The sequence below is a fragment of the Streptomyces sp. NPDC050161 genome (assembly GCF_044460025.1).
Lineage (GTDB): Bacteria > Actinomycetota > Actinomycetes > Streptomycetales > Streptomycetaceae > Streptomyces.
In genome coordinates, this window is the sequence record NZ_JBITJM010000003.1 from 201,546 (window position 1) to 227,565 (window position 26,020).

16 protein-coding genes and 4 pseudogenes are annotated in these 26,020 nt (G+C 73.0%); 10 read left to right on the top strand and 10 right to left on the bottom strand.

Going from position 1 to position 26,020, the window contains the following annotated elements:
* The first annotated feature begins 91 nt into the window (after positions 1-91).
* The 3 genes from ACIBK8_RS06350 (at position 92) to ACIBK8_RS06360 (ending at position 4,262) form a co-directional block, all read left to right on the top strand.
* A complete protein-coding gene (locus ACIBK8_RS06350) occupies positions 92-1,351 on the top strand; it encodes a hypothetical protein (RefSeq protein ID WP_399040426.1) in 1,260 nt (419 codons plus the stop codon).
* A gap of 245 nt (positions 1,352-1,596) precedes the next feature.
* A complete protein-coding gene (locus ACIBK8_RS06355; protein ID WP_399040428.1) occupies positions 1,597-3,204 on the top strand; it encodes a beta-ketoacyl synthase N-terminal-like domain-containing protein in 1,608 nt (535 codons plus the stop codon).
* A 284-nt stretch (positions 3,205-3,488) separates the two neighbouring features.
* Positions 3,489-4,262, top strand: a complete 774-nt coding sequence (locus ACIBK8_RS06360; protein ID WP_399040429.1) for a BTAD domain-containing putative transcriptional regulator — start codon at positions 3,489-3,491, stop codon at positions 4,260-4,262.
* Between the two features lie 173 nt (positions 4,263-4,435).
* On the opposite strand, the pseudogene ACIBK8_RS06365 reads toward ACIBK8_RS06360, so the two are convergent.
* The 4 genes and pseudogenes from ACIBK8_RS06365 to ACIBK8_RS06380 form a co-directional block, all read right to left on the bottom strand.
* Positions 4,436-4,654: pseudogene (locus ACIBK8_RS06365) on the bottom strand (response regulator transcription factor); the annotation flags it as partial.
* A gap of 345 nt (positions 4,655-4,999) precedes the next feature.
* Entirely contained in the window at positions 5,000-5,800 is an 801-nt protein-coding gene (locus tag ACIBK8_RS06370; RefSeq protein WP_399040430.1) for a thioesterase II family protein, read from the bottom strand.
* Positions 5,801-5,914: 114 nt separating this feature from the next.
* A complete protein-coding gene (locus ACIBK8_RS06375; RefSeq protein WP_399040431.1) occupies positions 5,915-6,433 on the bottom strand; it encodes an FcoT family thioesterase in 519 nt (172 codons plus the stop codon).
* 2 nt (positions 6,434-6,435) lie between these two features.
* Positions 6,436-7,320 (bottom strand): TauD/TfdA dioxygenase family protein, encoded by an 885-nt coding sequence (locus ACIBK8_RS06380; protein WP_399040432.1) that lies wholly within the window; start codon positions 7,318-7,320, stop codon positions 6,436-6,438.
* A gap of 708 nt (positions 7,321-8,028) precedes the next feature.
* Here ACIBK8_RS06380 and ACIBK8_RS06385 point away from each other — a divergent pair.
* From ACIBK8_RS06385 to ACIBK8_RS06400, 4 genes and pseudogenes are all read left to right on the top strand, one after another.
* Positions 8,029-13,848 (top strand): annotated as a pseudogene (locus ACIBK8_RS06385) (type I polyketide synthase); the annotation flags it as partial.
* A gap of 41 nt (positions 13,849-13,889) precedes the next feature.
* Positions 13,890-15,743 (top strand): annotated as a pseudogene (locus ACIBK8_RS06390) (type I polyketide synthase); the annotation flags it as partial.
* A gap of 13 nt (positions 15,744-15,756) precedes the next feature.
* On the top strand, positions 15,757-17,340 hold the full coding sequence (locus ACIBK8_RS06395; RefSeq protein ID WP_399040433.1) for a long-chain-fatty-acid--CoA ligase: 1,584 nt from the start codon (positions 15,757-15,759) through the stop codon (positions 17,338-17,340).
* 106 nt (positions 17,341-17,446) lie between these two features.
* Entirely contained in the window at positions 17,447-18,226 is a 780-nt protein-coding gene (locus ACIBK8_RS06400; protein ID WP_399040434.1) for a methyltransferase domain-containing protein, read from the top strand.
* Between the two features lie 94 nt (positions 18,227-18,320).
* On the opposite strand, the gene ACIBK8_RS06405 is transcribed toward ACIBK8_RS06400, so the two are convergent.
* From ACIBK8_RS06405 to ACIBK8_RS06430, 6 genes and pseudogenes are all read right to left on the bottom strand, one after another.
* Complete coding sequence (locus ACIBK8_RS06405) at positions 18,321-18,743, bottom strand: PaaI family thioesterase (protein WP_399040435.1); 423 nt, start codon at positions 18,741-18,743, stop codon at positions 18,321-18,323.
* Between the two features lie 130 nt (positions 18,744-18,873).
* Entirely contained in the window at positions 18,874-19,206 is a 333-nt protein-coding gene (locus ACIBK8_RS06410; protein WP_399040436.1) for a hypothetical protein, read from the bottom strand.
* Between the two features lie 8 nt (positions 19,207-19,214).
* Positions 19,215-19,814: pseudogene (gene ribA / locus ACIBK8_RS06415) on the bottom strand (GTP cyclohydrolase II); the annotation flags it as partial.
* Between the two features lie 71 nt (positions 19,815-19,885).
* Complete coding sequence (locus ACIBK8_RS06420) at positions 19,886-20,677, bottom strand: nitroreductase family protein (protein ID WP_399040437.1); 792 nt, start codon at positions 20,675-20,677, stop codon at positions 19,886-19,888.
* Between the two features lie 81 nt (positions 20,678-20,758).
* Complete coding sequence (locus ACIBK8_RS06425; protein ID WP_399040438.1) at positions 20,759-22,300, bottom strand: AMP-binding protein; 1,542 nt, start codon at positions 22,298-22,300, stop codon at positions 20,759-20,761.
* A 393-nt stretch (positions 22,301-22,693) separates the two neighbouring features.
* The gene (locus tag ACIBK8_RS06430) at positions 22,694-22,909 is read right to left on the bottom strand and encodes a hypothetical protein (protein ID WP_399040439.1); all 216 of its coding nucleotides are present in this window, start codon (positions 22,907-22,909) and stop codon (positions 22,694-22,696) included.
* A 552-nt stretch (positions 22,910-23,461) separates the two neighbouring features.
* Here ACIBK8_RS06430 and ACIBK8_RS06435 point away from each other — a divergent pair.
* The 3 genes from ACIBK8_RS06435 to ACIBK8_RS06445 all read left to right on the top strand — a co-directional run bounded on the left by ACIBK8_RS06435 (position 23,462) and on the right by ACIBK8_RS06445 (position 25,851).
* On the top strand, positions 23,462-23,950 hold the full coding sequence (locus ACIBK8_RS06435) for a helix-turn-helix domain-containing protein (RefSeq protein ID WP_393681587.1): 489 nt from the start codon (positions 23,462-23,464) through the stop codon (positions 23,948-23,950).
* A 79-nt stretch (positions 23,951-24,029) separates the two neighbouring features.
* Positions 24,030-24,650, top strand: a complete 621-nt coding sequence (locus ACIBK8_RS06440; RefSeq protein WP_399040750.1) for a hypothetical protein — start codon at positions 24,030-24,032, stop codon at positions 24,648-24,650.
* On the top strand, positions 24,643-25,851 hold the full coding sequence (locus ACIBK8_RS06445) for an MAB_1171c family putative transporter (protein WP_399040441.1): 1,209 nt from the start codon (positions 24,643-24,645) through the stop codon (positions 25,849-25,851). The genes ACIBK8_RS06440 and ACIBK8_RS06445 overlap by 8 nt, the downstream gene beginning before the upstream one ends.
* Positions 25,852-26,020 lie beyond the last annotated feature (169 nt).

Here is a 26,020-nt window from a genome sequence, read left to right on the forward strand (position 1 = left end):
CGGACGACACACCCGCCGCATCCGTCCCCACCCCCTACACCCCTCCGCACACGCACTTCGAGCAACAGCAGAAGAGGAGACGATGGCGCCCATGGAGCCGGAAGAGTCCCGCAAGGGCGGCGGCGCGCGACGGGACGCGGCCGATGCCCCGTCGACGGCCGCCGAGACAGCGGCCGTTGAAGCGGCGGAGGCCGAGCCATCGGCGCCGGCCGGACCGCGACCGCAGGCGACCGAGGGCAGGCCGTACGCCACGGGCGGCGTGACCGTGCCCGTCATCTCCGCGGACACCGATCCCGCCGCGGAACCCGCGCCCGCACCGCGAGCGGCATCCGCGCAGGCCACCGCCGCGTCGGGGCAGAGCGCCGCAGGCGCGCAGGGAACGGCGGCACAGGCCGTAGCCGGGAAGAAGGACGCCAGGTCCGCCGCAGCCGCGGGCTCGTCGGGGCCTGGCGAGGATGCCACGGACGAGGCGGCGGGGCCCGCCGGGCGGGTGTCCAAGCCGATGGTGGCGGCAGCCGCCCTGGCCGGTGTGCTGCTGCTGTGCTCGCCTTTCCTCATCAAGGGCCTGATGGGGCACGGTTCGGACGACGCCAAGCAGCCGCCGGCCGCCGGGTCCGACTACGACGGGCAGGGCCGCGGCGCGGGCATCGTGCCGGGCGCCGACCAGCCGCAGGGCAACCAGGGCCCGCCCGGCGGCGACGGCGGCGGCTCGGGCGGTTCGGGCAACGGCGGTTCGGGCAACGGCGGTTCCGGCAACGGTGGCTCGGGCGACGGCGGTTCGGCGGGCGCGGGAGCCCCCGCCGACGGCGGCCACTCCTCACCCCCGCCCAAGGACGGCAAGACCTACGCGGCCGTGGCGGGCCCGGACTGCACCAACAGCACCACCGGCTACAAGGAGCACGGGACGTACAGCGACGGCGACAAGGGCTGGACGACCCACGACGGCGGCTACGGCAAGGAGGGCTGCGGCGGGAAGTTCACCTCCGTCCCGATGGCGGGCGAGCAGGGCGACGACGGCAACTACGCCCTGTGGACCTTCGCCACCGGGCCGGTGACGTCCGGAAGTTGCCAGGTCCGGGTGTACATCCCCAAGGACAGCGCGGTGGCGCACGTCGGCGGGCACCCCACCCGGTACTCCGTGTACGGCGCGGCCGGCGCGACGGGCAAGCCGCTCGGCGACTTCACGGTCAACCAGGTGGACAAGCGCGGCAGTTGGGTGTCGGGCGGCAGCTTCGCCATCACCGGCGGACACCTGGCCGTCAAGCTGCACACCCGCGGCGTCGACTACGGCTCCGGCTTCGCCAACGCGCACCACGCCGCGGCGGCGGTCGGGGTGCAGTGCACCGGCTGACGGTCCGCTGACGGTCTGCGCACCGCCCGAGCGCTGAACGGCACCAGCGGCACGGCCCGGAGAGCTGAGGGAACCCCTTATCTCTCCGGGCCGATTTTTAGGGGTCGGTAGGGGGTGTGAGTGCGCCGTTCCGCTCCTTCCGGCAGAGACAATGGAGGCACGGAAATCGACGGCACGGAAAGCGATGGCCGGCACCGCGCACGGAAGCGGAGTGCGCGCCGGGCGCGGCGCGCGAGAGGAATGACATGGGCATCGCTTCCGACGGGGACACAGGTGCGGCACAGCCCGCGCCGGAAGAAGCCGGCGCCATCGCGGTCGTCGGACTGTCCTGCCGCTTCCCCCGGGCGGCAGGACCCGAAGCCTTCTGGCGGCTCCTCCACGACGGCACGCCACCGGCAGGCGGCGAGCCGCAGATGGCGGGGCACCCGGACCGGGGCCGTACCGGGGCCGCCGCGTGCCTCGACTCCGTCAACCGCTTCGAGCCGGAATTCTTCGGCATCGCCGCCAGTGAAGCCGCCGCGATGGACCCGCAGCAGCGGCTGGTCCTGGAACTCGCCTGGGAAGCCCTGGAGAGCGCTGGAATACTGCCGGAGGGTCTGGCGGGCAGCGAGACCGGCGTCTTCATCGGAGCCGACGAGGACACGGCGCCCCTGCGCCCCCACGAAGCCGGTGCCGCCAGGACCGCGCCCACCGGCCTCAGCCGCGGCACGCTCGCCAACCGGGTGTCCTACGTCTTCGGCCTGCGCGGCCCGAGCCTGGTGATCGACACCGCGCAGTCATCCGCGCTGACCGCCGTCCATCTCGCCTGTCAGGCGCTGCGGGCCGGCGAGTGCAGCGAGGCGCTGGCCGGGGGAGCCGCCGCCCACCTCATATCTGACGCGGACTCACCTGTCGGAGGCGCCCGCGCGGCCGGCGGGGTGGTCGTCCTCAAGACCCTGCGCAGGGCGCTCGCCGACGGCGACACCGTGCACTGCCTGATCCGTGGCGGCGCCGTCAACAACGACGGCGGCGGCACCCCGGCGGGCCCGCTCGCCGCCGCCCAGGAAGACGTCCTGCGCCGTGCCTACGCACACGCCGGGGCCGACCCCGCAGCCGCCCGGTTCGTCGAACTGCACGGCGCGGGCACCGCCGACGCCGACCTGGCCGAGAAGGCGGCGCTGCACGCGGTACTCGGCTGCGCCCGCCCGGCACGCGCGCCCCTGCTGGTCAGCTCGGTCAGGGCCGCCGTCGGACAACCGGCGGGCGCCGTCGGCATCGCCGCGCTGATCAAAGCGGTCCTGTGCCTGCGCGAGGCCGTCCTCGTAGCGGGTTCCCCGCACACCGAAGCCTCTCCCGAGGCGCCGCACCTCCGGGCGGGCGACGGCGTACGGCCGCTCGTACGGCACGGCGGCGAGCCGGTACTCGCCGGGGTCAGCGCCTTCGGCGCGGGCGGCACCAACTGCCATGTGGTGCTGTCCGACTGGCGCCCGCGGCGCGCGGCGCCTGCCACCGCGGCGGAGCGGCCTTCCGGTGAGGAGGCCGGCCGGCCGGGACCTGCGCGGCGCGACCACGGCGGACTCCCCGTCCCGTGGGTCCTCTCGACGGGCATCGCCGACGCCCTGCGCACCCGCCCGGCCCGCCCGCACGCCCACCCCGGACGCCACCCCGACGACCTCGCCCACACCCTCGCCCCCGCCCGGGACGCCGCCCCGTACCGCGCCGTCCTCGTGGGCGCCGACCGGGACGGCTTCGCGGACGCCGCGGCGGAGCTGGACGACGAACAGGTGCTGGAGATCATCGGTGAGCTGCCCCTGCAACGCCTGCGCGAGGCCGGGCTGTTGTCCCGGCTGCTGGAACTCGCCGGCCACCGCTGAGCAACCCGTCCACCCCCTCCCCGCCGCCGCGCCGTGACCCCCGTCCCGGCGCGGCGCAGCGCTGCTCGCGACCGGTGGCAGGGCCCGAGAAGTAGGGGGTGGGGCGGCCGGTCTGGGGTTCAAAGTAGGGGGCGGGCGTGGATACGTTGACAGGGCGTTCGTGGGAGACCGCGGCGTACGGCACCGGGGCGGACGCCCGGCGCATTCCGTACCGGATTCGGTAGTCCCTTGTCGCCGGGGATGCGTGTGCGACGACAGTGCAGCGGGAGAGCGAGGAGCCATTCATGCGGTATGACATTCTTGGTGCGCTTCGGGTGACCGATGACCACGGCGTCTCCTCGGTCAGCGCGCCGAAGATGCAGATTCTGATGGCTGCGCTGCTCGTCCGGGCCAACCACGTCGTGTCGGGCGACGAGCTGACCCGCGAGATCTGGGGCAGCAACCCGCCACGGCGCGCGACCGCTTCCCTGCACGTCCACGTCTCCCAGCTGCGGAAGATCCTCGCCCGCCCCGGACGGCCCGAGAGCCCGATCGGCACCGAGGCGCCCGGCTATCTCCTGCGCGTCGAGCCGGGCGAGCTGGACCTGCACCGCTTCCAGCAACTGCTGCGCGACGGGCGGCAGGCGGCGCGCGCCAAGAACCACGACAAGGCGGCGACGGTGCTGGGCGCGGCGCTCTCCCTGCATCGTGGCGCGGTGCTGAACGGGGTGGCGGACGGGCCGATCGTCGGCGGCTTCGTCCGCTGGGCCGAGGAAGCCAGGATCGAGTGCGCCGAACTGTTCGTCGAGTCCGGCATGGCGCTGGACCGCTACCAGGAGATGGCCGGACTGCTGCGCTCCCTGCTCGCCGAACACCCGCTGCACGAGGTCTTCTACCAGCAGCTCATCCGCTGCCTGTCACGGTCGGGCCGGCGGGCCGAGGCACTGCGCGTCTACCACTGCGCACGCGAGACGATCCGCCGCGAACTGGGCCTGGAGCCCTGCCAGGCGCTGCGGGAACTCCAGCGGACGATCCTGCGGTCCGACGACGAGCGGCCCGGCATGCGCCTGGCGGTGTGACGGGCGGTGCAGCGCAGACGGCGGTCCTGCGGGGCCGCCGTCTCCGCTGTTCCGTGGCTGTTCCGTGCGCGAAGCCTTCCGCGCCACGACAGCGCCACGACAGCGCCACGACAGCGCCACGACAGCGCCGCGCCCCGCGCATCGGCGGGGCGGTTCAGCGCAGTGCGGAGCGGTCAGCAGCAGCGGTCCTTGCCGGCCTGCACCAGCCCCACCTCGTAGGCGAAGACCACCGCCTGGACCCGGTCGCGCAGATGCAACTTGGCGAGCATCCGCCCGACATGGGTCTTGACGGTGGCCGCGGACAGCACGAGGCTGTCCGCGATCTCCGCGTTCGACAGCCCCTGGGTCAGCAGGAGCAGTACCTCACGTTCCCGGTCGGTGAGCCGTTCCAGTACCGTGCCGTCCACCGGCATCCAGACGAATCGGCGGGGCCGCTGCCGGGTGATCACCGTGGTTTCTCCTTCACCAGTCATCCAACAGCTCATGGCGAGCTCCCCGGGCCTGGCATGTCTCACCGCCGGGCGGAGCCCGGTCACGGCGCCACCGGAGTGCCCCGGGTCACGCCACAACAGCCTTGCGCCGACGGTGGTTTGTCGGAACGTCAGCATCCCGCGACGCTGTGTTGCCGGGGCACCCCCAGTTGGAGGGGCATAGGGCTTCTGGCGCGATGTGTACCGTCATCGGGGGGATTCCGGCCGGTCGTCCGCGCCTGCCGCCGCCCCGCGGGGCGGCTCACGTCACACGGCGCCGGACGGCCCGAGGAGCGTGGTGGCGATCTCCCGGGTGACCGCGGGGACATTGCCGTCGAGGTAGAAGTGGCCGCCGGAATACACCGACACACCGAACGCGCCCGTGGTGTGCTCCCGCCATCCCTCGACCTCGGTGACCGCCAGCGACGGGTCGGCGTCGCCGGAGAGCGCGGTCAGCGGGCAGTGCACCACCGCGCCCTGGTCGCAGGTGTAGGTCTCCAGCGCGTGGTAGTCGGCGCGGACGACCGGCAGCACCATGGCCCGCAGCTCCTCGTCGTCCAGCACCCCGGGTGCGGTGCCGCCCAGCCGCTCCATCTCGGCGACCAGCCCGTCGTCGTCCCGCAGCCGGATGGTGGTGCGCTGCGGGGAGGACGGCGGACGGCGGGCGGAGGCGAACAGCTGTACCGGGCTCGCGAGGCCGGCCCGCTCGAACCGCCTGGCCACCTCGAAGGCGACGACCGATCCCATGCTGTGCCCGAAAAAGGCGTACGGCTCGGCCAGTTGGGGCCGCAGCACGTCGAAGACGGCGTCCGCCAGCTCGGGCAGGCCGGTGAACGGCTGCTCCGCGCGCCGTTCCTGGCGTCCCGGGTACTGGAGTGCCCAGGCTTCGATCTCGGCGGGCAGCTGCCGGGAGAGGGAGAGGTAGGAGCTTGCGGAGCCCCCGGCGTGCGGGAAGCAGACGAGCCGGACCCGGCTCTCCGGTGAGGGGCGAAAGCGCCGGATCCACGGGCTCGCCGCGGGGGCGGGGAGCACGGGTGCCGGTGTGCCGGTCGGGTCGGTGTGCTGCACGGATGGTCCTTCCTGGGGTGCGCCCGCGGTCGCGGTACGGGAGGTGGCCACGGCCGGGCGGCGCGCCGTGTGCCGTGACCACCATGCCGTACCGGAACCGCGGTGCGGCGCCGTTCAGTCGGGAAGGCGGGTGAGAGCGAGCGTCACCTCACCGCCGCAGCCTTCTCCGGCGTCGTCGTAATAACGGTGGGTGGTGTTGATCATCAGAAGCGGGTCGCCGACGCGGGACGCCCGCCGCTGGAGCCGGTTGAACACCACCTCGCCGCCGAAGGCACGCGGGTCGACCGGGCGCCGGAACCTGGCCTGGAACCGGGTGATGAGCATGTCGGGCAGCAGACGCTTCCAGTAATCGTCCATCGTCCAGCCCGAGAACTCCTCCAGCAGCCCCCACTTGACCGCCGCGGCGGCGGTGTAATACGCCATCTGGTTGTAGCAGATGTTGACCTCGACGGAGTTGAGGTGCCCGGTGTCATCGATGTAGCAGGACTCGGGGATCGAGAACGTGCACCGTGTGGAGGCGACCCCGTCAGCGGCGGTGACATCGGCCGACTTCAGATACTTGCAGTGCTCCTTGTAGGGCTGGAGCACCTTGTCCAGAATTTCCGGGTCGGTCGGGTAGCTGATCGCGGACATGGTCACGCCTCCTTCTCGTACAACTTGTGGGCGTCGTGCACGGTGATGCGGTGCGAGGCGGTCGGCTCCGGTGTCGTGGTGTGCCGGGCGCGGTGGATCAGGCTGCGGTTGTCCCAGACGAGCAGGTCGCCCACCTCGAACTCCTGGAGGTGGATCAGCTCGTGGCTCAGCTCCTCGTCGAGCTGACCGGTGATCTCGAAGAGCTGCCGCAGCAGCTTGTCGTCGAGCGGGTTGCCGTGCGCGTCCTGGATCTCGACGGTGCCGGCCTCGCTGACGTAGAGAACCGTTTCCCCGGTCAGTGGGTGCGTGAAGGTGGTGGGATGCAGCACATCCGGGGTCTTCTGCTTGATCTCCGCGATGACTTCGGACAGCGGCCGGTGGACGTCCCCCGGACGGATCTTGAAGTACTTGCTCACGGTGTGCCGGGAGTGGGTGCCGGCCACCGCCGCCTTCAGGTCATCGGGCAGCCTGCGGTATGCCTCGCCCATGTCGATGAAGTACGTGCCGCGGTTCTTCTTCGGCACGACCTGCGGGTGGATGAGGGTGATGCCGAACGGGTCGGGCATGAACTGGTAGTCGGCGTGCCAGAACTGGCCGGTCTTGGGAACGCCGACCTGCTTGCCGTCCTGCGGAATGTTCGACGACACAAAGATGTCCGGGTTGTCCGGGTGGTGGTACATCGGCTCGTAGTAGCGCTCCGGACGGCCCAGTCGCTTGCTCAACTCCAGGAAGGAATCCGTCGACAGGTCCTGGTTCTTGAGTACCGCGATCTTGCTGGTGTACACGGCCTGCATGAGTTCCTGGACGTCGGAATCCGACGCGGTGGTGTGGTCGAAGCCTTCGACGGTCACACCCAGTTTCTTGCCTGCCTGCGGCGTGATGTTCATGGTGGGCGTTCTCCGGATTCTTGTGAGGGGGGCGGCGGATGGGGCGCCGGTGCGGGGAGGGGGAGCCGTCAGCCGGGGATTCCGGTGCCGGTACGGGGGGGGGAGGTCACCTGTCTGTGGCGGCCGGGCGCTGCAGGATCCCCGCGACGATGGCGGTCCGTACCGACCGGCGGCCGTACGAACTTCCCGATACCGGTGCGCGACCGGTCAGCGGCCCGTGCGGGGCGGAGGGAATTCCGTGCGTGCTCACGACGAACCTTCCGCATCGCAGGGGAAGGTTTTCGCGGAACTGTCATCCACGAGGTGGATACCCATTAAGACAAAGACCGAAGTGCCGTGCGTGTCAATGCCGGAGCGGAATCCTGAAGCGATTCTAAAGGCGCTCTGAAGGCCCGGGTGCGCCCCGCGGGGCCTCGGAAGGGTACCCGGGACACTCCGAGGCGCATCGGCTGACCTGCATTAACGCTCTGCTGGCCGGGAGGGTTGGGCGGTGCGGGCCGCTGTGCCCGACGGTAAACCCGCAGGAGAGGGAACGTATCGGCAGTTGCACGGGGCCATACCTTCGGCGTATCAAATGTCTTCGCCGCCCGGTGCTCTTCGGCCACCACGAAGAAATTTCGCCGGGCTGTATTTGCATCCCAACCATCCGCTGCTATCGGCACGTGGTGTCGCGCGGACTTCGGAGGCGCGTTTTCCATGGACTCAACTTCGGTATTCGCCCGGCGTATTTCCGGTCTCACCGGCGCCGCGCGGACGCGGGCGCTGTCCGATCTCGTACGCGGCCAGGTGGGCGACCTGCTCGGGTTCACCGTCCCCGACGACGCGGCCGGCCTCACCTTCCTCGACCTCGGCCTCGACTCGCTCACCGCCGTCGACCTGCGCGACCGGCTCGGCAAGGCGCTCGGGCTCGACCTGCCCTCCACCATGGTGTTCGACCACCCCACCCCGGTGCAGCTGGCCGCTTTCCTGGACTCCCAACTCGACGCCGGGCAGCGGCCCGAGGAGGCCACCGGGGAATCCGGGGCCGACCCCCGCAGCGCCGTCGGCCCGGCACCCGACCGGCACGAGGACGACCCCGTCGTGATCGTCGGCATGGCCTGTCACTTCGGCGGCGGGGTGGATTCCCCCGATGACCTGTGGCGCCTGGTCGCCGACGGCGCCGAGGCACACGGCCCCCTTCCGCAGGACCGTGGCTGGGACCTGGAAGCGCTCTACGACCCGGACCCCGACGTCCAGGGCACCAGCTACGTCCGCGAAGGCGTCTTCCTCGACCGCGCGGCGGAGTTCGACGCCGCGTTCTTCGGGATCTCACCGCGTGAGGCGCTGGCGATGGACCCGCAGCAGAGGCTGCTCCTGGAGACGTCCTGGGAAGCGCTGGAGCAGGCCGGCATCGACCCGGCGTCGCTGCGCGGTACCCGCACCGCCGTCTACGCGGGAGTGGCGAACTTCGACTACCCGCTGCTGTCCGCGTCCCTACCGGACAACGACATGTACTACGCCACCGGCACCCAGGGCAGCGTGGCGTCCGGCCGGATCGCCTACGCGCTCGGCCTGGAGGGCGCCGCCCTGACCGTGGACACGGCCTGCTCGTCCTCGCTGGTGACGCTGCATCTGGCGGCGCAGGCGCTGCGGCAGGGCGAGTGCACCATGGCGCTCGCCGGCGGCGCGACGGTCCTCTCGGGCCCCGGCGTCTACCAGGGCTTCAGCCGCCAGCGCGCCCTGTCGGCCGACGGCCGCTGCCGCGCCTTCGCCGACGGCGCGGACGGCTTCGGACCCGCCGAAGGCGTCGGGATGCTGGTCCTGGAGCGGCTTTCGGATGCCCGGCGGCTGGGGCACCGGGTGTGGGCCGTGGTGCGGGGCTCCGCGGTGAACCAGGACGGCGCGTCGAACGGTCTGACGGCGCCGAACGGCCCCTCGCAGCAGCGGGTGATCCGTCAGGCGCTGGCGTCCGGCGGGCTGTCGGTGGGCGACGTGGACGTGGTGGAGGCGCACGGGACGGGGACGGCGCTGGGCGATCCGATCGAGGCGCAGGCGCTGCTGGCCACGTACGGGCAGCGGGAGCCCGGCACGCCGCCGCTGCTGCTGGGTTCGGTGAAGACGAACATCGGCCATACGCAGGCCGCGGCCGGAGCGGCGGGTGTCATCAAGTCGGTGCTGGCGCTGGGGCGGGGGCTCGTCCCGGCGTCGCTGCACGCCAAGTCGCCGTCGTCGCACGTGGACTGGGACGCGGGCGCGGTGGAGCTGGCCGCGGACGCGGTGCCGTGGCCCGAGGTGGACCGGCCCCGCCGTGCCGCCGTGTCCTCCTTCGGCATCAGCGGGACCAACGCCCACGTCATCCTGGAGCAGGCACCCGACGAGGTGCAGGAGACCGCGGGCAGTACGCGAACGGGTGCCGCCGGGCTGACGCTGTGGCCCGTTTCGGGGCGCGGCGATGGCGCGTTGCGGGGCCAGGCGGGGCGGCTCGCGGAGTTCTTGCGCGCCGGGACCGATGCGCCGGACGCGGGGATCGCGGCGGCGCTGGCCAGGAGCCGTACGGCGTTCGATTCCCGCGGCGTGGTGGTGGCGGGAGATCGCGCGGAGGCGGTCGAGGGGCTGGAGGCGCTGGCCGCCGGGGTGACCGCGCCCGGCGTGGTGAAGGGTTCCCGTGTCGCGGGGGCCGAGCGCGGTGTGGTGCTGGTGTTCCCCGGTCAGGGCTCGCAATGGCTGGGAATGGGGCGCCAGTTGATGGCGGAGTCGGCGGTGTTCGCCGACTGGGTCGCGCGGTGCGAAGAGGCGTTCGCCCCGTATCTCGACCGCTCGCTGAGCGCGGTGCTGCGGGAAGTGCGGGACGCGTCCGTGCTGGAGGAGACGGAGGTTCTGCAGCCGGCGCTGTTCACGGTGACCACGGGCATCGCGGAATTGTGGCGGCACTGCGGTGTCGTACCGTCCGCGGTGATCGGGCATTCGCAGGGGGAGATCGCCGCCGCGTGCGCGGCGGGTGCGCTGTCGCTGGCGGACGCGGCGAAGATCGTGGCGCTGCGGGGGCGGGCGCTTCAGGGGATCCGGACGGCGGGCGGCATGGCCTCGGTGATGCTGGGGCGCGCGGAGGTCGAGCGACGACTGGCGCGCTGGGAAGGGAAGTTGTGCGTCGCCGCGGTGAACTCCGCCGCCTCCACATCCGTTTCGGGGGACGCCGACGCGCTGGCGGAATTCGTCGCGGAGCTGGCGGCGGGCGCCGTGCGGGTCCGCCGCATTCCCATTGCCTACGCCTCGCACTCCCGGCACGTGGAGGTCGTGGAGGAGCCGCTGCGGGAGATGCTGGGCGGCATCGTCCCGCGGTCGGGCGAGGCGGAATTCCTCTCGTCGGTGACGGGCGAACCGATGGATACCGCGATGCTGGACGGCCGGTACTGGTACCGGAACGTGCGGCGGCCGGTCGATTTCCGGGGCGCCGTGGAGTCCGCCGTGGCCGCGGGCCACCGGGTGTTCGTGGAGGCGAGTCCGCATCCGGTGCTGACGGTGGCGGTCGGGCAGATCCTGGAGGAACTCTCGGTCGAAGGCGCCGTACTGGAGTCGCTGCGCCGCGGCCAGGGCGGTCTTGAGCAGTTCGCGGAGTCCCTCGCACGGGCACAGGTGCGCGGCGTCGACCTGGAGTGGGAAGCGGTCCTGGGGGCCGCTCCGGCTCGGGTGGAGCTGCCGACGTACGCGTTCCAGCGGGAGCGGTACTGGCCGGTGCCGGTACGGCAGCCGGCCGGTGACGCGACCGGGCTCGGGCTCGGCGGGGCGGACCATCCGCTGCTGGGCGCCGTCGTCGAGTCGGTGGACGCGGACGGAGTGGTGCTGACGGGGCGGCTGTCCCTGGCGTCGCACCCGTGGCTGGCCGATCACGCGGTGGCCGGCACGGCGCTGCTGCCGGGCACGGCGTTCCTGGAGGTGATGATGCGGGCCGGTGAGGAGGTCGGCTGCGCCGAGGTGGCGGAACTGGTGCTGGAAGCACCGCTGTTGCTGCCCGATGAAGGCGGCGTGCGCTTCCAGGTGGTCGTCGGCGCCGAGGACACCGCAGGGCGCCGCACCGTCACCCTCCACTCCCGCCCCGACGACGGCGCGGACGCGCGGCAGCCCTGGACCTGCCACGCCAAGGGCTCGCTCACTGCCGGCGGCACCCCGCCGCCCGCGGCCGGCACCGTCTGGCCGCCGCCCGGCGCCGAGCCCGTGGCACTGGAGGGTCTGTACGAGCAGTTCGACGCGGCCGGATTGGAGTACGGCCCCGCGTTCCGGGGGCTGCACGCCGTATGGCGCCGCGGCGATGAGCTGTTCGCCGAGGCCGGTGCGCCCGACGCGGCCGTCGGCGACCACGGATCCGGCGCGTTCGCGCTGCACCCGGCCCTGCTGGACGCCGCACTGCACTCCCTGGGCCTGGACACCCCCCAACTGCGGCTGCCCTTCGTGTGGCGCCGCTTCGCCGTGCACTCCCGGGGCGCATCGGCGCTCCGCGTCCACCTGGTGCCCGCGAGCTCCGGCTCGGTCTCGCTGACCGCGACCGACACCGAGGGCAGGCCGGTGGCATCGGCCGAGGCGCTCACCCTGCGCCCGGTGGACCCGGCGGCGGTCGCCGCGGCCCGGGACACCCACCACGACACGCTGTTCCGCACCGAGTGGCAGACCGTGGCACCGGCCGACGCCACCGCCGCGGGCTCCTGCGCGGTGCTCGGCGACGGCCTCGCGGTGCCCGGGGCCCGGCGCTACGCCACCCTGCCCGACCTCGCCGTGGCGCTGGCCGCGGGCGAGGCCGTGCCGCAGGTCCTCGTCGTGCCGCACCCGGCCGCGACGGACGGACAGCAGGGCACCCTCGCCGAACGGGCCCGCCGGGCGACCTGCCGGGCCCTGGCGCTGCTCCAGGAATGGCAGGCGGACGAGCGGCTGGCCGCCGTCCGGCTGGTACTGGTGACCCGGGGCGCGGTCGCCGCGTCCCCCGCGGAGGGTGTCCCCGACCTGGCCCACGCCGCACTGTGGGGGCTCGTGCGCTCCGCCCAACGGGAGTACCCGGACCGCATCGTCCTGCTGGACACCGACGACACCACTGCCTCACTGCGCGCGCTGCCCGGTGCCGTGGCCACCGGTGAACCGCAACTCGCCCTGCGTAAGGGTGCGTTGCTGGCGCCGCGGCTGATACGGGCCACCTCCCCGGCACGGGTGCCGGACGGGCCCGTCGACCCCGGGGGCACGGTCCTGGTCACCGGCGGCACCGGCGGCCTCGGCCGGCTCGTCGCGCGCCACCTGGTCGCCGAGCACGGTGCCCGCCGTCTGCTGCTGGTCAGCCGCCGCGGCCCGGACGCGCCCGGAGCCGCCGCACTGGAGCGGGAGCTGACCGGACTCGGCGCCGAACACGTCGCCCTCCGCGCCTGCGACGTCGGCGACCGCGGGGAACTGGCCGGGCTCCTGGCCGGCATCCCGGCACAGCACCCGCTGACCGCCGTCGTCCACCTCGCCGGCGTCCTCGACGACGGCATGATCCCCGCCCTCGACGAGGACCGCGTCACCCGCGTCTTCCGGCCGAAGGCCGAGGCCGCCCTGCACCTGCACGAACTGACCGCGGATCTGCCGCTGCGCAGGTTCCTCCTCTTCTCCTCCGCCGCGGGCGAACTCGGCACCCCCGGGCAGGGCAACTACGCCGCGGCGAACACCCTGCTGGACGCGCTGGCCCGGCACCGGCACGCGGCGGGACTCCCCGCCACCGCGCTGGCCTGGGGCTACTGGGCACAGGACAGCGACCTGCTCAAGGACGTGGACCAAGAGGCCCTGGCGCGGCAACTGCGGGTGGCCGGCACCCGGCCGCTCACCGTCGAAGAGGGTCTTGACCTCTTCGACACCGCGCAGGAAGCCGCCGAACCGGTCCTCGTGACGGCGCCCCTGGACCTGGCGGCGCTGCGCGCACCGGGCGCCGAAGTACCCGCCGTACTCGGCGCGTTGATCCCCTCGGCCCGCCCGGACGCCGCCGCGCCCGCCGGAGCGCCAGGACCCGCGGCGCTGCGCGCCCGGCTCGACCGCCTCGACGCACCGGAGCGCGAAGCCGCGCTGCTCGACCTGGTGCGGACACAGATCGGCACGGTGCTGGGGCACGCGGCGGCGGACCGGTACCCCGCCGACCGGACGCTCTCCGACATCGGCTTCGACTCGCTCACCGCAGTGGCACTGCGCAACGCACTCGACACCGCCACCGGCCTGCGGCTGCCCGCCACCGTGGTCTTCGACCACCCCACACCGGCCGCCCTGGCCCGCGGCGTCGGCGAGCGGCTCGACGCGGCGTCCGCCCCCGCCCCGCAGGCACCCCCCGAGGCGTCCCGGCTCTCACTCCTGGAGGAACTCGACCGGCTGGAAGCCGCGTGGGGCGGCGCCACGGAAGGGGACCTGGCCGCGGCCGGCTCCCGGCTGGCCACGCTGCTGGCCCGGGTGCGGACCGGGGACACCGTGACGGACCACGACGGTCTGGACGCGGCCACCGACGAACAGCTCTTCGACCTGATCGACGACGAGCTCGGCTCCATCTGACCGGTCCTGCCGCAGCAGGCAGCACCCAAGGGAAGGCACCCATGGCAGACGACCGCCGGCTACGGGAATACCTCAAGCGCGTCACACTGGAACTCCGCCGCACCAGGCGGGAGTTGGAGGAGGCCACACAAGCGCGGCACGAACCGGTCGCCATCGTCGGGATGGCCTGCCGGTACCCGGGCGGCGTCGAGTCACCCGACGACCTGTGGCAGCTGCTCACCGACGGGCGGGACGCGATCTCCCCGCACCCGGACAACCGGGACTGGGACGCGCCCGGGGACGGCCAGGACACCGCCCCCCTCCGGGAAGGCGGATTCCTGCACCACGCCGCCGACTTCGACCCGGATCCCTTCCGGATGTCGGAACAGGAGGCGCTGGCCTGCGACCCGCAGCAGCGGCTGCTCCTGGAGTGCGCCTGGGAGGCGCTGGAGCGGGCCGGAATCGACCCGCTGTCCCTGCGCGAAAGCCTCACCGGCACCTTCGCCGGCATCATGTACAACGACTACGGCGGCCGGGTCCGGCACGCCCCGGAAGGGACGGCAGCCGATCTCCTCGTCGGCAGCTCACCGAGCGTGGCATCCGGCCGCATCGCCTACACCTTCGGCCTCCAGGGCCCCGCGGTCACCATCGACACCGCCTGCTCGTCGGGCCTTGTGGCCCTGCACACGGCGGTCCAGTCGCTGCGCGCCGGCGAATCCACCCTCGCGCTGGTCGGCGGGGCGTCCGTGATGGCGACCCCGGCCGTGCTGCACGCACTGGGGCGGCAGGGCATGCTCTCCCCGGAGGGCCGCTGCAAATCCTTCTCCGCGGACGCGGACGGCTGGGGCCTGTCCGAAGGCGTCGGGATGCTGGCGCTGGAACGGCTCTCGGACACGCGACGGGCCGGCCGTACGGTCCTCGCCGTGATCAGCGGCTCCGCCCTCGTCCAGGACGGCACCTCGCACGGCCTGACGGCACCCAACGGGCAGGCCCACCGCCGCATGATCCGCCAGGCACTCGCCGCCGCCCGGCTGGCCTCGGCCGACATCGACGCGGTGGAGGGCCACGGCACCGGCACCCCGCTGGGCGACCCGATCGAGGCGCAGGCACTGATGGACACCTACGGCGCCGAACGCGGCCGGGACCGGCCGCTGTGGCTGGGTTCCCTCAAGTCGAACCTCGGCCACACCCAGGCGGCGGGCGGCATCGGCGGAGTGATCAAGATGGTGCTCGCCCTGCGGCACGGCCTGCTCCCGCAGACCCTGCACGCCGAGGAACCCTCACCGCACCTGGACTGGTCGCAGGGCACCGTCCGGCTGCTGACCGACCCCGTCCCCTGGCCCGCGGGGGACCGCACCCGCCGTGCCGCCGTCTCCTCCTTCGGCATCAGCGGCACCAACGCCCACGTCATCCTGGAAGAAGCGCCGCCGCAGGGCCCGGCGACCGCCGCCCGGCCACCGGCAGATCCCGCCCGCGCCGTCCCGTGGCTGCTGTCCGCGGCCACCGAAGAGGCACTGCGCGCCCAGGCCGCCCACCTCGCCCGCCACCTCGCCGCGCACCCGGAGGCGGACGCCCTGGACATCGGCCGCTCGCTCGCCGCGAGCCGCGCGGGCGCACCGTACCGGGCCGTGGTGACGGCCACCGACCGCGCCGGACACCTGCGGGGCCTCACCGCGCTCGCCCACGGGCAAGGCGCCCCGGAACTGCGCCACGGCACCCCGCCGGACGCGGCACAGCCCGCAGGCCCGGCGCCGTCCGGCGACCAGGACCCGCTGGCGGCGCTCGCCGCTGCGCACTGCCGGGGCGAATCCACCGCGGGCGACGCCGTCTTCGCCGCCGCCGGAGCCCGCCTGACCGACCTGCCCACCTACGCCTTCCGACGCCGCCCCTACTGGCTCCGTGCCGCCCGCATCTGAAGAGGTCTGCCCCATGACCGGCCACACCACCACGCCCCTGCCACACACCCTCGACGCCCGGCTCGCCGTCCACGCCGCCCGCAGGCCCGCGCACACCGCCCTGCTCTGCGACGGCGTCCAGGTCAGCTACGGGCGCCTGCACCAGGAGAGCGCCCGGAGCGCCCTCGCCATGACCGCGGCGGGCCTGGGCAAGGGCGCCCGCGTCGGCTACCTGGGAAAGGAATCGGCGCTCTTCTACGAACTGTTCTTCGCCTGCGCGGCCGCAGGTACGGTCCTCGTCCCCGTCAGCTGGCGGCTGGCGGCCGACGAGGTCGACTACATCCTGCGCGACTCCCGGGCCGAACTCCTCTTCGTCGAGGACGCGTTCCTGCCCACCGCACGCGCGCTCCACCCCGAACTGCCCGAGCTGCGGCAGCTGGTTCTGCTGGACGGTGACGGCCCGGACGGGCCCGCCTTCGCCGCGTGGAAGGCCGCGGGCACCGGCGCCCTGCCGCCCACCGCGTCCGGCACCGACGACCCCGTCGCCCAGATGTACACCAGCGGCACCACCGGTCTCCCCAAGGGCGTCGTCCTCGCCCACCGCAGCTTCTTCGCGGTACGCGGCCTGCTCGACGAGGCCGGCCTCGACTGGTACGAATTCCGGCCCGACGACAAGAGCCTCATCGGCGGCTCCGGATCCCACATCGGCGCGCTGTGGTGGGCGGCCCAGGGCTTCAACGCCGGCGTCACCAACGTCGCCATCCGCTCCTTCGGCGGCCGTGAGATACGGGAGCTGATCCGCACCACCGGCGTCACCACCGCCTGTATGCCCCCGGCGCTGCTGCTGGTCCTGCTGTCCGAACCCGGCATATCCAGCGCCGACTTCGCCACCCTGCGCACCGTCGTCTACGGCGGATCGCCCATCTCCGCCTCGCTGCTCCAGCAGTGCATCGATGTACTCCGGTGCGACCTCGCACAGATCTACGGCCTGACCGAGACCGGCAACACCGCCGTCTGCCTGCCGCCCGCCGACCACACGCCCGGCAACCCCCGGCTGCGGGCGGCCGGGCGGGCCTACCCCGGCGTCGAGCTGAAGACCATCGGCGACGACGGCCACACCCTCGGCCCCGGCGAGGTCGGCGAGGTCTGCATCAAGTCCCCCGCCCGCATGCTCGGATACTGGTGCCTGCCCGACGCCACCGCCGCCACTCTCAAGGACGGCTGGGTGCACACCGGCGACGCCGGATACCTCGACGAGCAGGGCTATCTGTTCATCCAGGACCGCATCAAGGAAATGATCGTCCGCGCGGGCGAGAACATCTTCCCCGCCGAGGTCGAGAACGCGCTCGGCGCTCATCCGGCCGTGCAGGACGTGGCGGTCATCGGTGTCCCCGACGACCGGTGGGGCGAGGCGGTCCACGCCTTCGTCGTCCTCCGGCCGGAGAACGAGGCCGCCCCCTACGCACTGCGGACGTTCCTGCGCGGCCGGCTCGCCGGCTTCAAGATCCCCACCCGCTACACGTTCATCGACGCGGTACCCCGCAACCCCAGCGGCAAGATCCTCCGCCGCACCCTGCGGGACCAGTTCTGGGAATCCCGCGAGCGCGCCGTCAACTGAGGGCCGCAGCAACCCCGTTCACCGTCACCTCGCCGGCCCCCGCGCGCACCGCGCCAGAGGGCCGGCCGTGGACGGCACCATCACCATCCGAGAGGTACGCAACCCCATGAGCTACATCCTTGACCCGGCGTGGGCCGACGAGCGCGACCGTCTGGAAAGCCTGTCCGCCTTCTACGACCAGGGCACCACCGAGATCTGCGACCGGCTGGGTCTCGGCGCCGGCTGGCGCTGCCTGGACGTGGGCGCGGGCACCGGCAGCATCGTGCGGATGCTCGCCGAACGGGTCGGCCCCGAGGGCGAGGTGCTGGCGGTCGACGCGGACACCCGCTTCCTGGAGCCGCTGGCCGGCGGCCCGCTCACCGTCCGCGCCATGGACGTCACGGCCGAGCCGCTGCCCGAGGGCCGGTTCGACTTCGTGCACGCCCGGCTGATCCTGGAGCACCTCCACCGGCCCGCCGACGTCGTACGGTCGATGGCGGCCGCCGCCAAGCCGGGCGGCTGGGTGGTCGTCGAAGACCTCGACTGGTCCACGGTGCTGACCATCGACCCCCCGTCCGAGGCCCACGAGCGGGTCGTCGCCGCCTGCCACAAGCTGTACGCGGGCAGCGCCTACGACGCCTGGTACGGCCGGAAGGTGCCGCGGCAGCTGCGCGAGGCAGGGCTGACCGACATCGGGATCCAGGCGGTGGCGATGCCGGCGCAGGCCGACACCGAGCGCGGCCAGCCGGACTGGGAGATGTGGATCGGCCAGCTCGCCCCCCGGATGCTCGCCCAAGGACTGCTCACCCAGGCGGACCTCGACGCCTTCAACCGGCAGTGGCACGACGGCGAAACGGTCGGCTTCGGGCCGCTGATGGTCAGCGCCTGGGGCCGCCGCCCGGCCTGATCCGGCCCGATCCGGCCCGATCCGGAAGTCCGCCGTACGACCGAAGCCCGCCCCAGGACCTCCCGGGGCGGGCTTCGGTGCGGTGCGGTGACCGTCACTCCACGGGCCCCGGCACGCTCTCCTGCACCGGACCCCCGTGGTCCGGAACGTTCAGCAGCTGGACGGTCGCACAGCTCACCAGGCGGTTGCGCTCGTCGAAGACCTCCGCCGACCACAACTGCTGCGTGAAACCGCAGTGGACGGGCACCGCGCAGGCGTGCAGCGTCCCCGAGACGACCGGCCGCATGTGGTGCATCTGCGTCTCGGCGCAGACGGCCGACCGCCCTTCGTCGGCGTTCAGCGCCCCGCCGGCGGACACCGCGCTCTCCACGAGCGCCGCCAGGACACCGCCGTGCACGGCCCCCGCAGGCCCGTGTATCCGCGGCGACAGGACCAGCGACGTGATCACCCGCTTCGCGGACAGTTCCTCGTACCGGATGCCGAGGAGAGCGTCGAGTGGATGCGTCTGACGGGTCAAGGGTCCGCTCCATTCGGGGTGGGCACCGTACGGGCGCCGCTGCATGAGGAGTTGGCGGTCAGGAACGTCCGCGGGCCGCCGCGCACGGGCACGGCGGCCCGACACCGGGGCCGGGAGGCGCCGCGGCGGATCAGATCCAGTCCGGCTGCTCCGGGGGAATCCGGCGCCCGTTGGCGATGAAGAACGCGCGGATCACGTTGCCGCGGAAGAGCTGGCGGTTGCGCGGCCCGTCGAGCGCGGCGGAGAACTCCTTGACACGGTCGCTGTAGAAGCCGCGCTTGCGGTACTTGCGGGTCTCCTCGTTGAAGATCTCGGCCACCATCTCGTCGGGGGTCCTGCCGACGAATTCGGCGAACTCGGCGAGCGTGCCGAGCCTGGTGTCCCGGTCCTTCGGTTCGAGGTCGGCGAGGTGCGCCGCGTACCGCTTGACGGTGATCAGGTCGTGAAAGGTCGGGTCGGTCATGGTCTTCCTCAGCCGGCTTCGTCGATGTCGTCAAGGAGGTGCCCCATCCGGGACCGCTTGGTCCGCAGATAGCGCAGGCTCTCGTGATGGGACGGCATCACCAGCGGCACGCGTGCGGACACCCGCACCCCGTGCCGGGCGAGCGCCGCCACCTTGTCGGGGTTGTTGGTGAGCAGCCGCACCCCGGCGATCCCCAGATCGCGCAGGACCGCCGCGCCCGCCCCGTAGTCCCGCCCGTCGACCGGAAGTCCCAGGGCCAGGTTGGCGTCCACGGTGTCGAGGCCGGTGTCCTGGAGCTGGTAGGCGCGCAGCTTGGCGGCGATGCCGATGCCCCGGCCCTCGTGGCCGCGCAGATAGATCACCGCGCCCCGGCCCTCGCCCGCGACCAGCCGCAGCGCCTCGTCGAGCTGCCCGCCGCAGTCGCAGCGCAGCGACCCCATGAGGTCCCCGGTGGCGCACTCGCTGTGCAGCCTGACCAGCGCGTCGCCCGCACCTGCCACCTCGCCGGCCACGAACGCGAGATGCTCGGCGCCGTCCGCCGCCGCGTACGCCAGGCAGCGCAGCTCACCGTGGACGGTCGGGATCCGCGCCTCCGCCAGCCTGCGGACCGCCTCCGGGCCGTCGGGGCGGGCCGGAGGCCGCGGCGCGGGCGCCGCGACCTCCGCTGTCACCTCATTTCTCACTCGGGAAGGCCGAACATCCCCGCGAGGGCCCGCAGTTCCGCCTTGCGGTGCGGGAGGGGCGCGGCGGTCTGGATCATGCCGGCCTCGGCCAGCTCGTCCACCACCTCGGGGTCGCCCTGGATGCTGTTGCCCCAGGTGCCGTCGAAGTAGAGCTGCTCGAAGTCGGGACGAGGCCGCTGGCCGCCCGCCTCGATGCTCTCCGCCGCGTAGCCGACCAGCTGGATCTGGGTCGGGATGACGCTCTCGGGCATGTTCAGCAGCTCGCGGATCTGGTCCCGGCGGCCGGTGACCAGGCCGGTGCCCAGGCCCTCGTCGGTGGCCGCGAGCAGCGCGGAGCCGACACCCAGGCCGCACTCGAAGGAGCTGAGCCACTTGGCGAACTCGATGTCACCGGCCAGCACGTTGAAGTCCGGCGTCTTCATCACGACGCTGTCGACGAACTCCTCGCTCCAGCCGTAGCTGGAGGTGAGGGAGCCCGTTTCGATGAGCTTGAGCAGCGTGGGGCGCAGCGGCTCCCAGCCCGCCAGGTCGGTGCACCAGACGATGGCGACCGGCGCCTGGTGGGCCTGCGGCTGGTTGTAGACCGCGTCGATCAGGCCGTCGCGCACCGCGTCGGGCGTCTCGCCCTTGGTGACGACGACGGCCTTGCGGACCTCCTGGGCATTGCCGTGGTGCGACTGGAGCCGCGCCGCGTGCAGGATCTTCTGGATCTTCTGCTTCTCCACCGGGCGCCATGCCTGGTAGTAGCGGGTGGTCCGCCGCGTACCTACCGTGCGCTTGAATTCCACGGGTACTCCCTGATGTTGACGGATGAAAGCGTTACTGAAGGGAAAGAAGACGGCGCTCGCGGCCGTGGCCGCCACGCCGGTTCAGCTGCCGCGAAGCAGGTGCTTGCGGATCTTGCCTACCGAAGTGCGTGGCAGTCCTTCGACGACCTCCACACAGCTCGGAACCTTGAACGGCGCCAGCCTGGCCGCACACCACTCGATCAACTCGCGCTCGCTCAGCGGCAGTTGGCCGTTGGTCACGACGAAGACCTTCACCGTCTCGTCCCGGATCGCGTCCGGAACCCCCACGACGGCCGACTCGAACACCGCGGGGTGCGCGTTGACCACCCGCTCGATCTCGCTCGACGACACGTTCTCGCCGGCCCGCTTGATGACGTCCTTGCCGCGGTCCACGAAGTGCACATAGCCGTCCGCGTCCACCCGGACGTGGTCGCCGGTACGCAGCCAGCCGCCGCCGACGGCCGCGGCCGTCGCCTCGGGGTCGCCCAGGTAGCCGGCCATCAGCGTCCGCCCCGGCACCCCGCCCACCAGCAGCTCGCCGGTCTCGCCGCGCACCACGTCCCGCAGCCGCTCGTCCACCACCCGCAGCCGCGCACCGGGCACCGGACGCCCCATGCTCTGGTTGCGGCGCCGCCCGTACAGCGGGTTCATCAGCGGCGGCGCGACTGTCTCGGTCATGCCGTAGAGCTGGAGCAGCGGTGCACGGAACCGCCGCTCGAACGAGTGGAGTTGGTCGTCGGTGACGTTCTGCGCGAACAGCACGGCCCGCAGCCGGTGCGCGATGTCGTGCGCGGTGGGCTGCTGCGCCAGGATCATGCGGATGGGCGCCGCGAACAGGCTCGCCACCGTGGCGTCGAGCCGGGCGGCCTGCTCGGACCACCGGGAGGCGCTGAACCGCGGCGTCAGGGCGATCGACGCGCCGGACACCAGCGCGGACATGGCGGAGTAGTACTGCGCGTTGCCGTGGAACAGCGGCAGCACGATCAGCTGCCGGTCCTCCGGGCGCAGCCGCAGATGCCGGGCGACCACCTCGCCCGAGTGCAGATACGCCGCGTGCGGCACGACCACGCCCTTGGGGCGGCTGGTGGTGCCCGATGTGTACAGCACGCCCAGCGGCGCCGACGGACCGACCGCCGGACGCGCGGTCCGTACCGGCGCGGTGGCCAGCGCCTTGGCCAGCGAATCCGTCCCGGCCACCAGCAACTGCTCGCAGCACGGGGCGGAGATGGCGGCGACCTGCGCGGTGGTGAGCAGGTCGGGCTGGGTCAGGCTCAGCCGGCATTCGGCGTGGGCGAGGACGTAGGCGAGTTCGTCGGCGGTGGAGAGGGGGTTGGTGGGGACCATCACGGCGCCCGCCTTCGCCGCGCCGAACCACGCGTCGAAGAACTCGGGGCGGTTGGTCAGATGGACGTGGAAGCGCTTGCCGGGGCCGATGCCCCGACTGGCCAGCAGGTCGGCCATCCGCTCGGCGCGCCGGTCCATCTCGCCGTAGCTGATGCTCGTGACCGTATTGGACTCGTCCAGGAAGGAGAGGAACGGGCGCTCCGGATGGCTCCGGGCGCGTCGCCGCAGGACACCGGCGACGGTGTCCTGTCCAGGGGTGCTCTGCCGTGGTGGTTGCACGTCGACAAGAGTCGGGTCCGCACATCAGGAGCCGCGTAACGAACCATCAACTCGCTGTTAACGGAGGGGAATCGAGGGTCGGGCGCGAGCCTCAGGAGGCGGTGTGCGGGCAGGCGTCGAAAGGCCCCCGGCGGGCGCGGGGAGCGCCGGCCGGGGGCCTGGGGAACAGCGGGGGAGGAGCGGAGCGGAGTCAGAGGTTCCGCGGTCGGGGGCGGGCCCGCAGGGCCGGAGTCGGGGGATACTCCAGGGCCCGCCCCCTCCGGGCGTCGGCCCGCCGTCACGGGGGGACGGGGCCGACGCGCCGTGCTCCGCGGCGGCGACCGGTACGGGAGGGGGAGGTGCATCCCGTCACCACTGCGTCGCCGTCCGCCGCGGAGCGGTAGAAGAGCCCGCTCAGGGCAGCGCCCGGGACGCCGTACGGTGCGGTCCGACGGGCGGCGGGAGCGGGGAGGGGACGGCCCGGCCACCGCACCGCGCACACCGGCACGGCGGGAACGCCATGCTGACCTGCGGCAGTTGTGGCGGCGCCACCGCCTGCGGAACCGACAGCGCGCTGACGTCGGTGCGCCGGCGGGTGTCGGGATCGACCCGGTACACCGTGATCGTCATGCCGGGCACGGCGCACCGCCCCGAAGGCGGCGGGACGACGGCACGACGGGAGAGGCCGGCCGCGCGGCGGTATGGCGCGAACGCGATGCACGGAACACGGGTGATCCTCTCCTCGGTGGGGGGCGGCGGGACGGGCGAGGGCCGTCCTGATCACCGCCGGGGGAGGGACGGGGCGGGCGGCGGGGAGTGCGACAACACCCCCGGTCCCGGCGGGTCCTTCCGGCTGCCCCCATTGAAACGCCGCGACCGGACGGCCTGCACCCCCTCCTGGGGGGGACGGGCGAGGAGACGGCACCCGGAGCACGCACCCGGTTCCGGGCCGACTCAACTCCCCGTTAAGGCCACAACGTCCCCTTCCTGACCGATCCGGTCTCCCAGTCGTCCGTATCGGCACTGGTGCGGAGTGATCGGTCCGTGACAGGATGTGCACGCGGAACCCGGCGGACTTAACCGGCCGTTGGGAACCGCAGGGGGCGGCGCCGGGCAGCCGGGGAACGATCCACGCACACCGCTGTCCGCAGGCCGGCAAGCACGGGCGAGGGACGGTGGGGGATGGCGGCGGCAGACGGTGAAGGGGAGCAGACGGAGCGGGGCATGCTGGGCGACCGGCTGGGCCGGCTCTTCGCGCACATGCACCCGCCGGGGGCGCCCTACACCAACGCGTACGTCGCCGAGGAGATCAGCGGCGACGCGCAGACGTACGGCGGCGTGCGGCTCACCGAGCAGTACCTCTCGATGCTGCGCAACGGCAAGCGCACCAACCCGTCGCCCGAAGTCCTCAGGGCGCTCGCCAAGTTCTTCGGGGTGCCGGTCGGCTACCTCATCGGGGACCTCTCCCAGCCGCAGGCCGAGCGGGTGGAGGAAGAGGTCCGCTTCCTCGCCGCCATGCGCGACCAGCGGGTCCGCGCCATCGCGCTGCGCTCGGTCGGCCTGCCGCCCGAGGTGCAGGACAGCCTCACCACCATCATCACCCAGTTCCGCCGGCAGATGGACCTGCCGGCCGACCTGCCGGACCAGGGCGGTGAGGTGCGTGGCGGGTGAAGCGGTGCGGGCCGCCGAGCGCGACGGGATCTTCGCCACCTGGCGGCGGGTGGAGCACGACGACGGGATGAGCATGCGACTGGGGCAGATACGGCGGCGGTGCAAGCAGCTGATCAAGGAGCTGGCACTGCCCGCCGCGATCGATCTGCGGGGAATGTGCGACATCGTCGGCGCACGGGTCGAACGGCCGGTCCACATGGTGCCGATGAGCCTCGGCGGCGTGGTCTCGGGCATGACCGCCGCGACCGACGACGCCTACTGGGTCTTCTACGAAAGCCGCACCTCCCCCTGGCACCAGGCCCACATCGTGCTGCACGAACTGAGCCATCTCCTCCTGGGCCACGGCCAGGACCCGGCGGTCACCGAGGACGCCCTGCGCCTGTGGACCCCGTCGGTCGATGCCGCGACGGCCATCCGGCGGATGGGCCTGACCGTGGGCTTCGCCCGCCACCACGGCTACGACAACCCCGCCGAACGGGAGACCGAGGTGCTGGGCACGCTGCTGATGGAACGGGTGGCCCCGCCCGCCCAGGAGGACGCACTCCCACCGGAGGGCCAGGCGGCCGTCCTGGCCGCCGCGCTCGGGCCCGCCCTGCAACACCTCAGACAACAGGGGGAGTTCAGGTCCGCACCCGCGGAACCCCGCGCCGCGGCGGCCGGTGACGGCGGCAGTACCCCAGGCGGTGAGCCCCGTGTTTGACGTCATCTACCTCTGCTTCGCCGCCGTCGCCTGGACCCTCGTCGGCTACAAGGCCGTCGCCTGGTTCCGCGACCGCGGCAACGCCGACCTGGGCCTGGCCTGCGTGATGACCGGCGGCGTCGCGACGGTCTTCCTGTTCTCCGCGCCCAGCCTCTACCGCGCCTTCGACCGGCTCCTCGGCGTGGCCAACCTCGCCATGGTCTTCCTCTACTCCGCCGTCGTGGTGTTCGCCGTCGGCGCCCAGGTGCTGCTGCTGCGCTGGGCGGCGGGCGAAGGCGCCGACACGCGCGCCCGCGCCCGGGTACGGGCCCGCTGGACCGTCGCCGTCGTCGCCGCGCTCTGGGCGGTGGCCGTCACGGGCTTCGCCGTCGGCCGCCCGGACACCGTCGAGCACCCCCGCGACTTCAGTACCGCCTACACCGGCTCTCCCGGCGTGATGCTCTTCCTGGGGCTGTATTTGGCCATCTTCGGAGCGAGCCTGGCGGCACTCGGCACGCTCTGCCCGCGCTACGCCGCCAGGCTCGGCACCTCCTGGCTGGCCCGCGGTCTGCGGGTGCTCTCCGCAGGCTGCTGGCTCGGCCTGCTCTACTGCGCCTGCAAGCTGACCGGCTTCGCGCTGTCCTGGGCGGGACACCCCGCCCCCTGGCTCTCCAACGGCGTGGCACCGCTCAGCGCATCCGTCGCCGCGATCCTCGTCCTCGCCGGTTTCGCGCTGCCGGCCGTCGGCCCGCGTGCTGCCGCCTGGCGCCGCCTCCGTCGCCTCACCCCCCTCTGGCGCCTGGTCACCGCACAGGCACCCGAGGTCACGATGGACGGCGCGCGCCGGCCGTTCGCCGACCTGGAGTGGCGCGCCAACCGTCAGATGGCGGAAATCCGGGACATCCAGCGCGGCATCCGGCGCCACGTCGAGTCCGACGCCCTCGACATCGCCTGCGAACGCGCCCGCCCCGTGGTGCCCGACGAACGGCAGCTCGCGGCCGTCGCCGAGGCCACCGCGCTGCGCCGCGGCCTGGAGAACCGCGCGGTGGGCCACGTGCCCGTGCACGGCGCCGACAGCGTCGTCGTCACCAGGCCCGGCGCGTCCGCCCAACTCGCCGCCGAATACGAGCATCTGGCGCTCGTCGCCGATGTGTACCACTCGCCGCTGATCGACACCGTGCTCGCCGAACTGCGCCAGCGCAGCACGGTGTCACGCGACTGACCGCGGCACACAGACGGGGTGGCCCGGCACGGGGGTCCGGGCCGCCCGTACCGCACCGGCGGCACCGGCATCGAAGCCGGTGCCGCCGGTGACAGGGGCCGCGCCGGCCGCGCTTGCCGCCCGCGGCCCGTCCTCATGAGGGGGGAGGCGACAAGCCACAGCATCGAGG

Coding starts and splice junctions, on each gene's coding strand:
- ACIBK8_RS06350 (WP_399040426.1), top strand. CDS start 92: ATGGAGCCGGAAGAGTCCCGCAAGGGCGGCGGCGCGCGACGGGACGCG.
- ACIBK8_RS06355 (WP_399040428.1), top strand. CDS start 1,597: ATGGGCATCGCTTCCGACGGGGACACAGGTGCGGCACAGCCCGCGCCG.
- ACIBK8_RS06360 (WP_399040429.1), top strand. CDS start 3,489: ATGCGGTATGACATTCTTGGTGCGCTTCGGGTGACCGATGACCACGGC.
- ACIBK8_RS06375 (WP_399040431.1), bottom strand. CDS start 6,433: ATGTCCGCGATCAGCTACCCGACCGACCCGGAAATTCTGGACAAGGTG.
- ACIBK8_RS06380 (WP_399040432.1), bottom strand. CDS start 7,320: ATGAACATCACGCCGCAGGCAGGCAAGAAACTGGGTGTGACCGTCGAA.
- ACIBK8_RS06395 (WP_399040433.1), top strand. CDS start 15,757: ATGACCGGCCACACCACCACGCCCCTGCCACACACCCTCGACGCCCGG.
- ACIBK8_RS06400 (WP_399040434.1), top strand. CDS start 17,447: ATGAGCTACATCCTTGACCCGGCGTGGGCCGACGAGCGCGACCGTCTG.
- ACIBK8_RS06410 (WP_399040436.1), bottom strand. CDS start 19,206: ATGACCGACCCGACCTTTCACGACCTGATCACCGTCAAGCGGTACGCG.
- ACIBK8_RS06430 (WP_399040439.1), bottom strand. CDS start 22,909: ATGACGATCACGGTGTACCGGGTCGATCCCGACACCCGCCGGCGCACC.
- ACIBK8_RS06435 (WP_393681587.1), top strand. CDS start 23,462: ATGGCGGCGGCAGACGGTGAAGGGGAGCAGACGGAGCGGGGCATGCTG.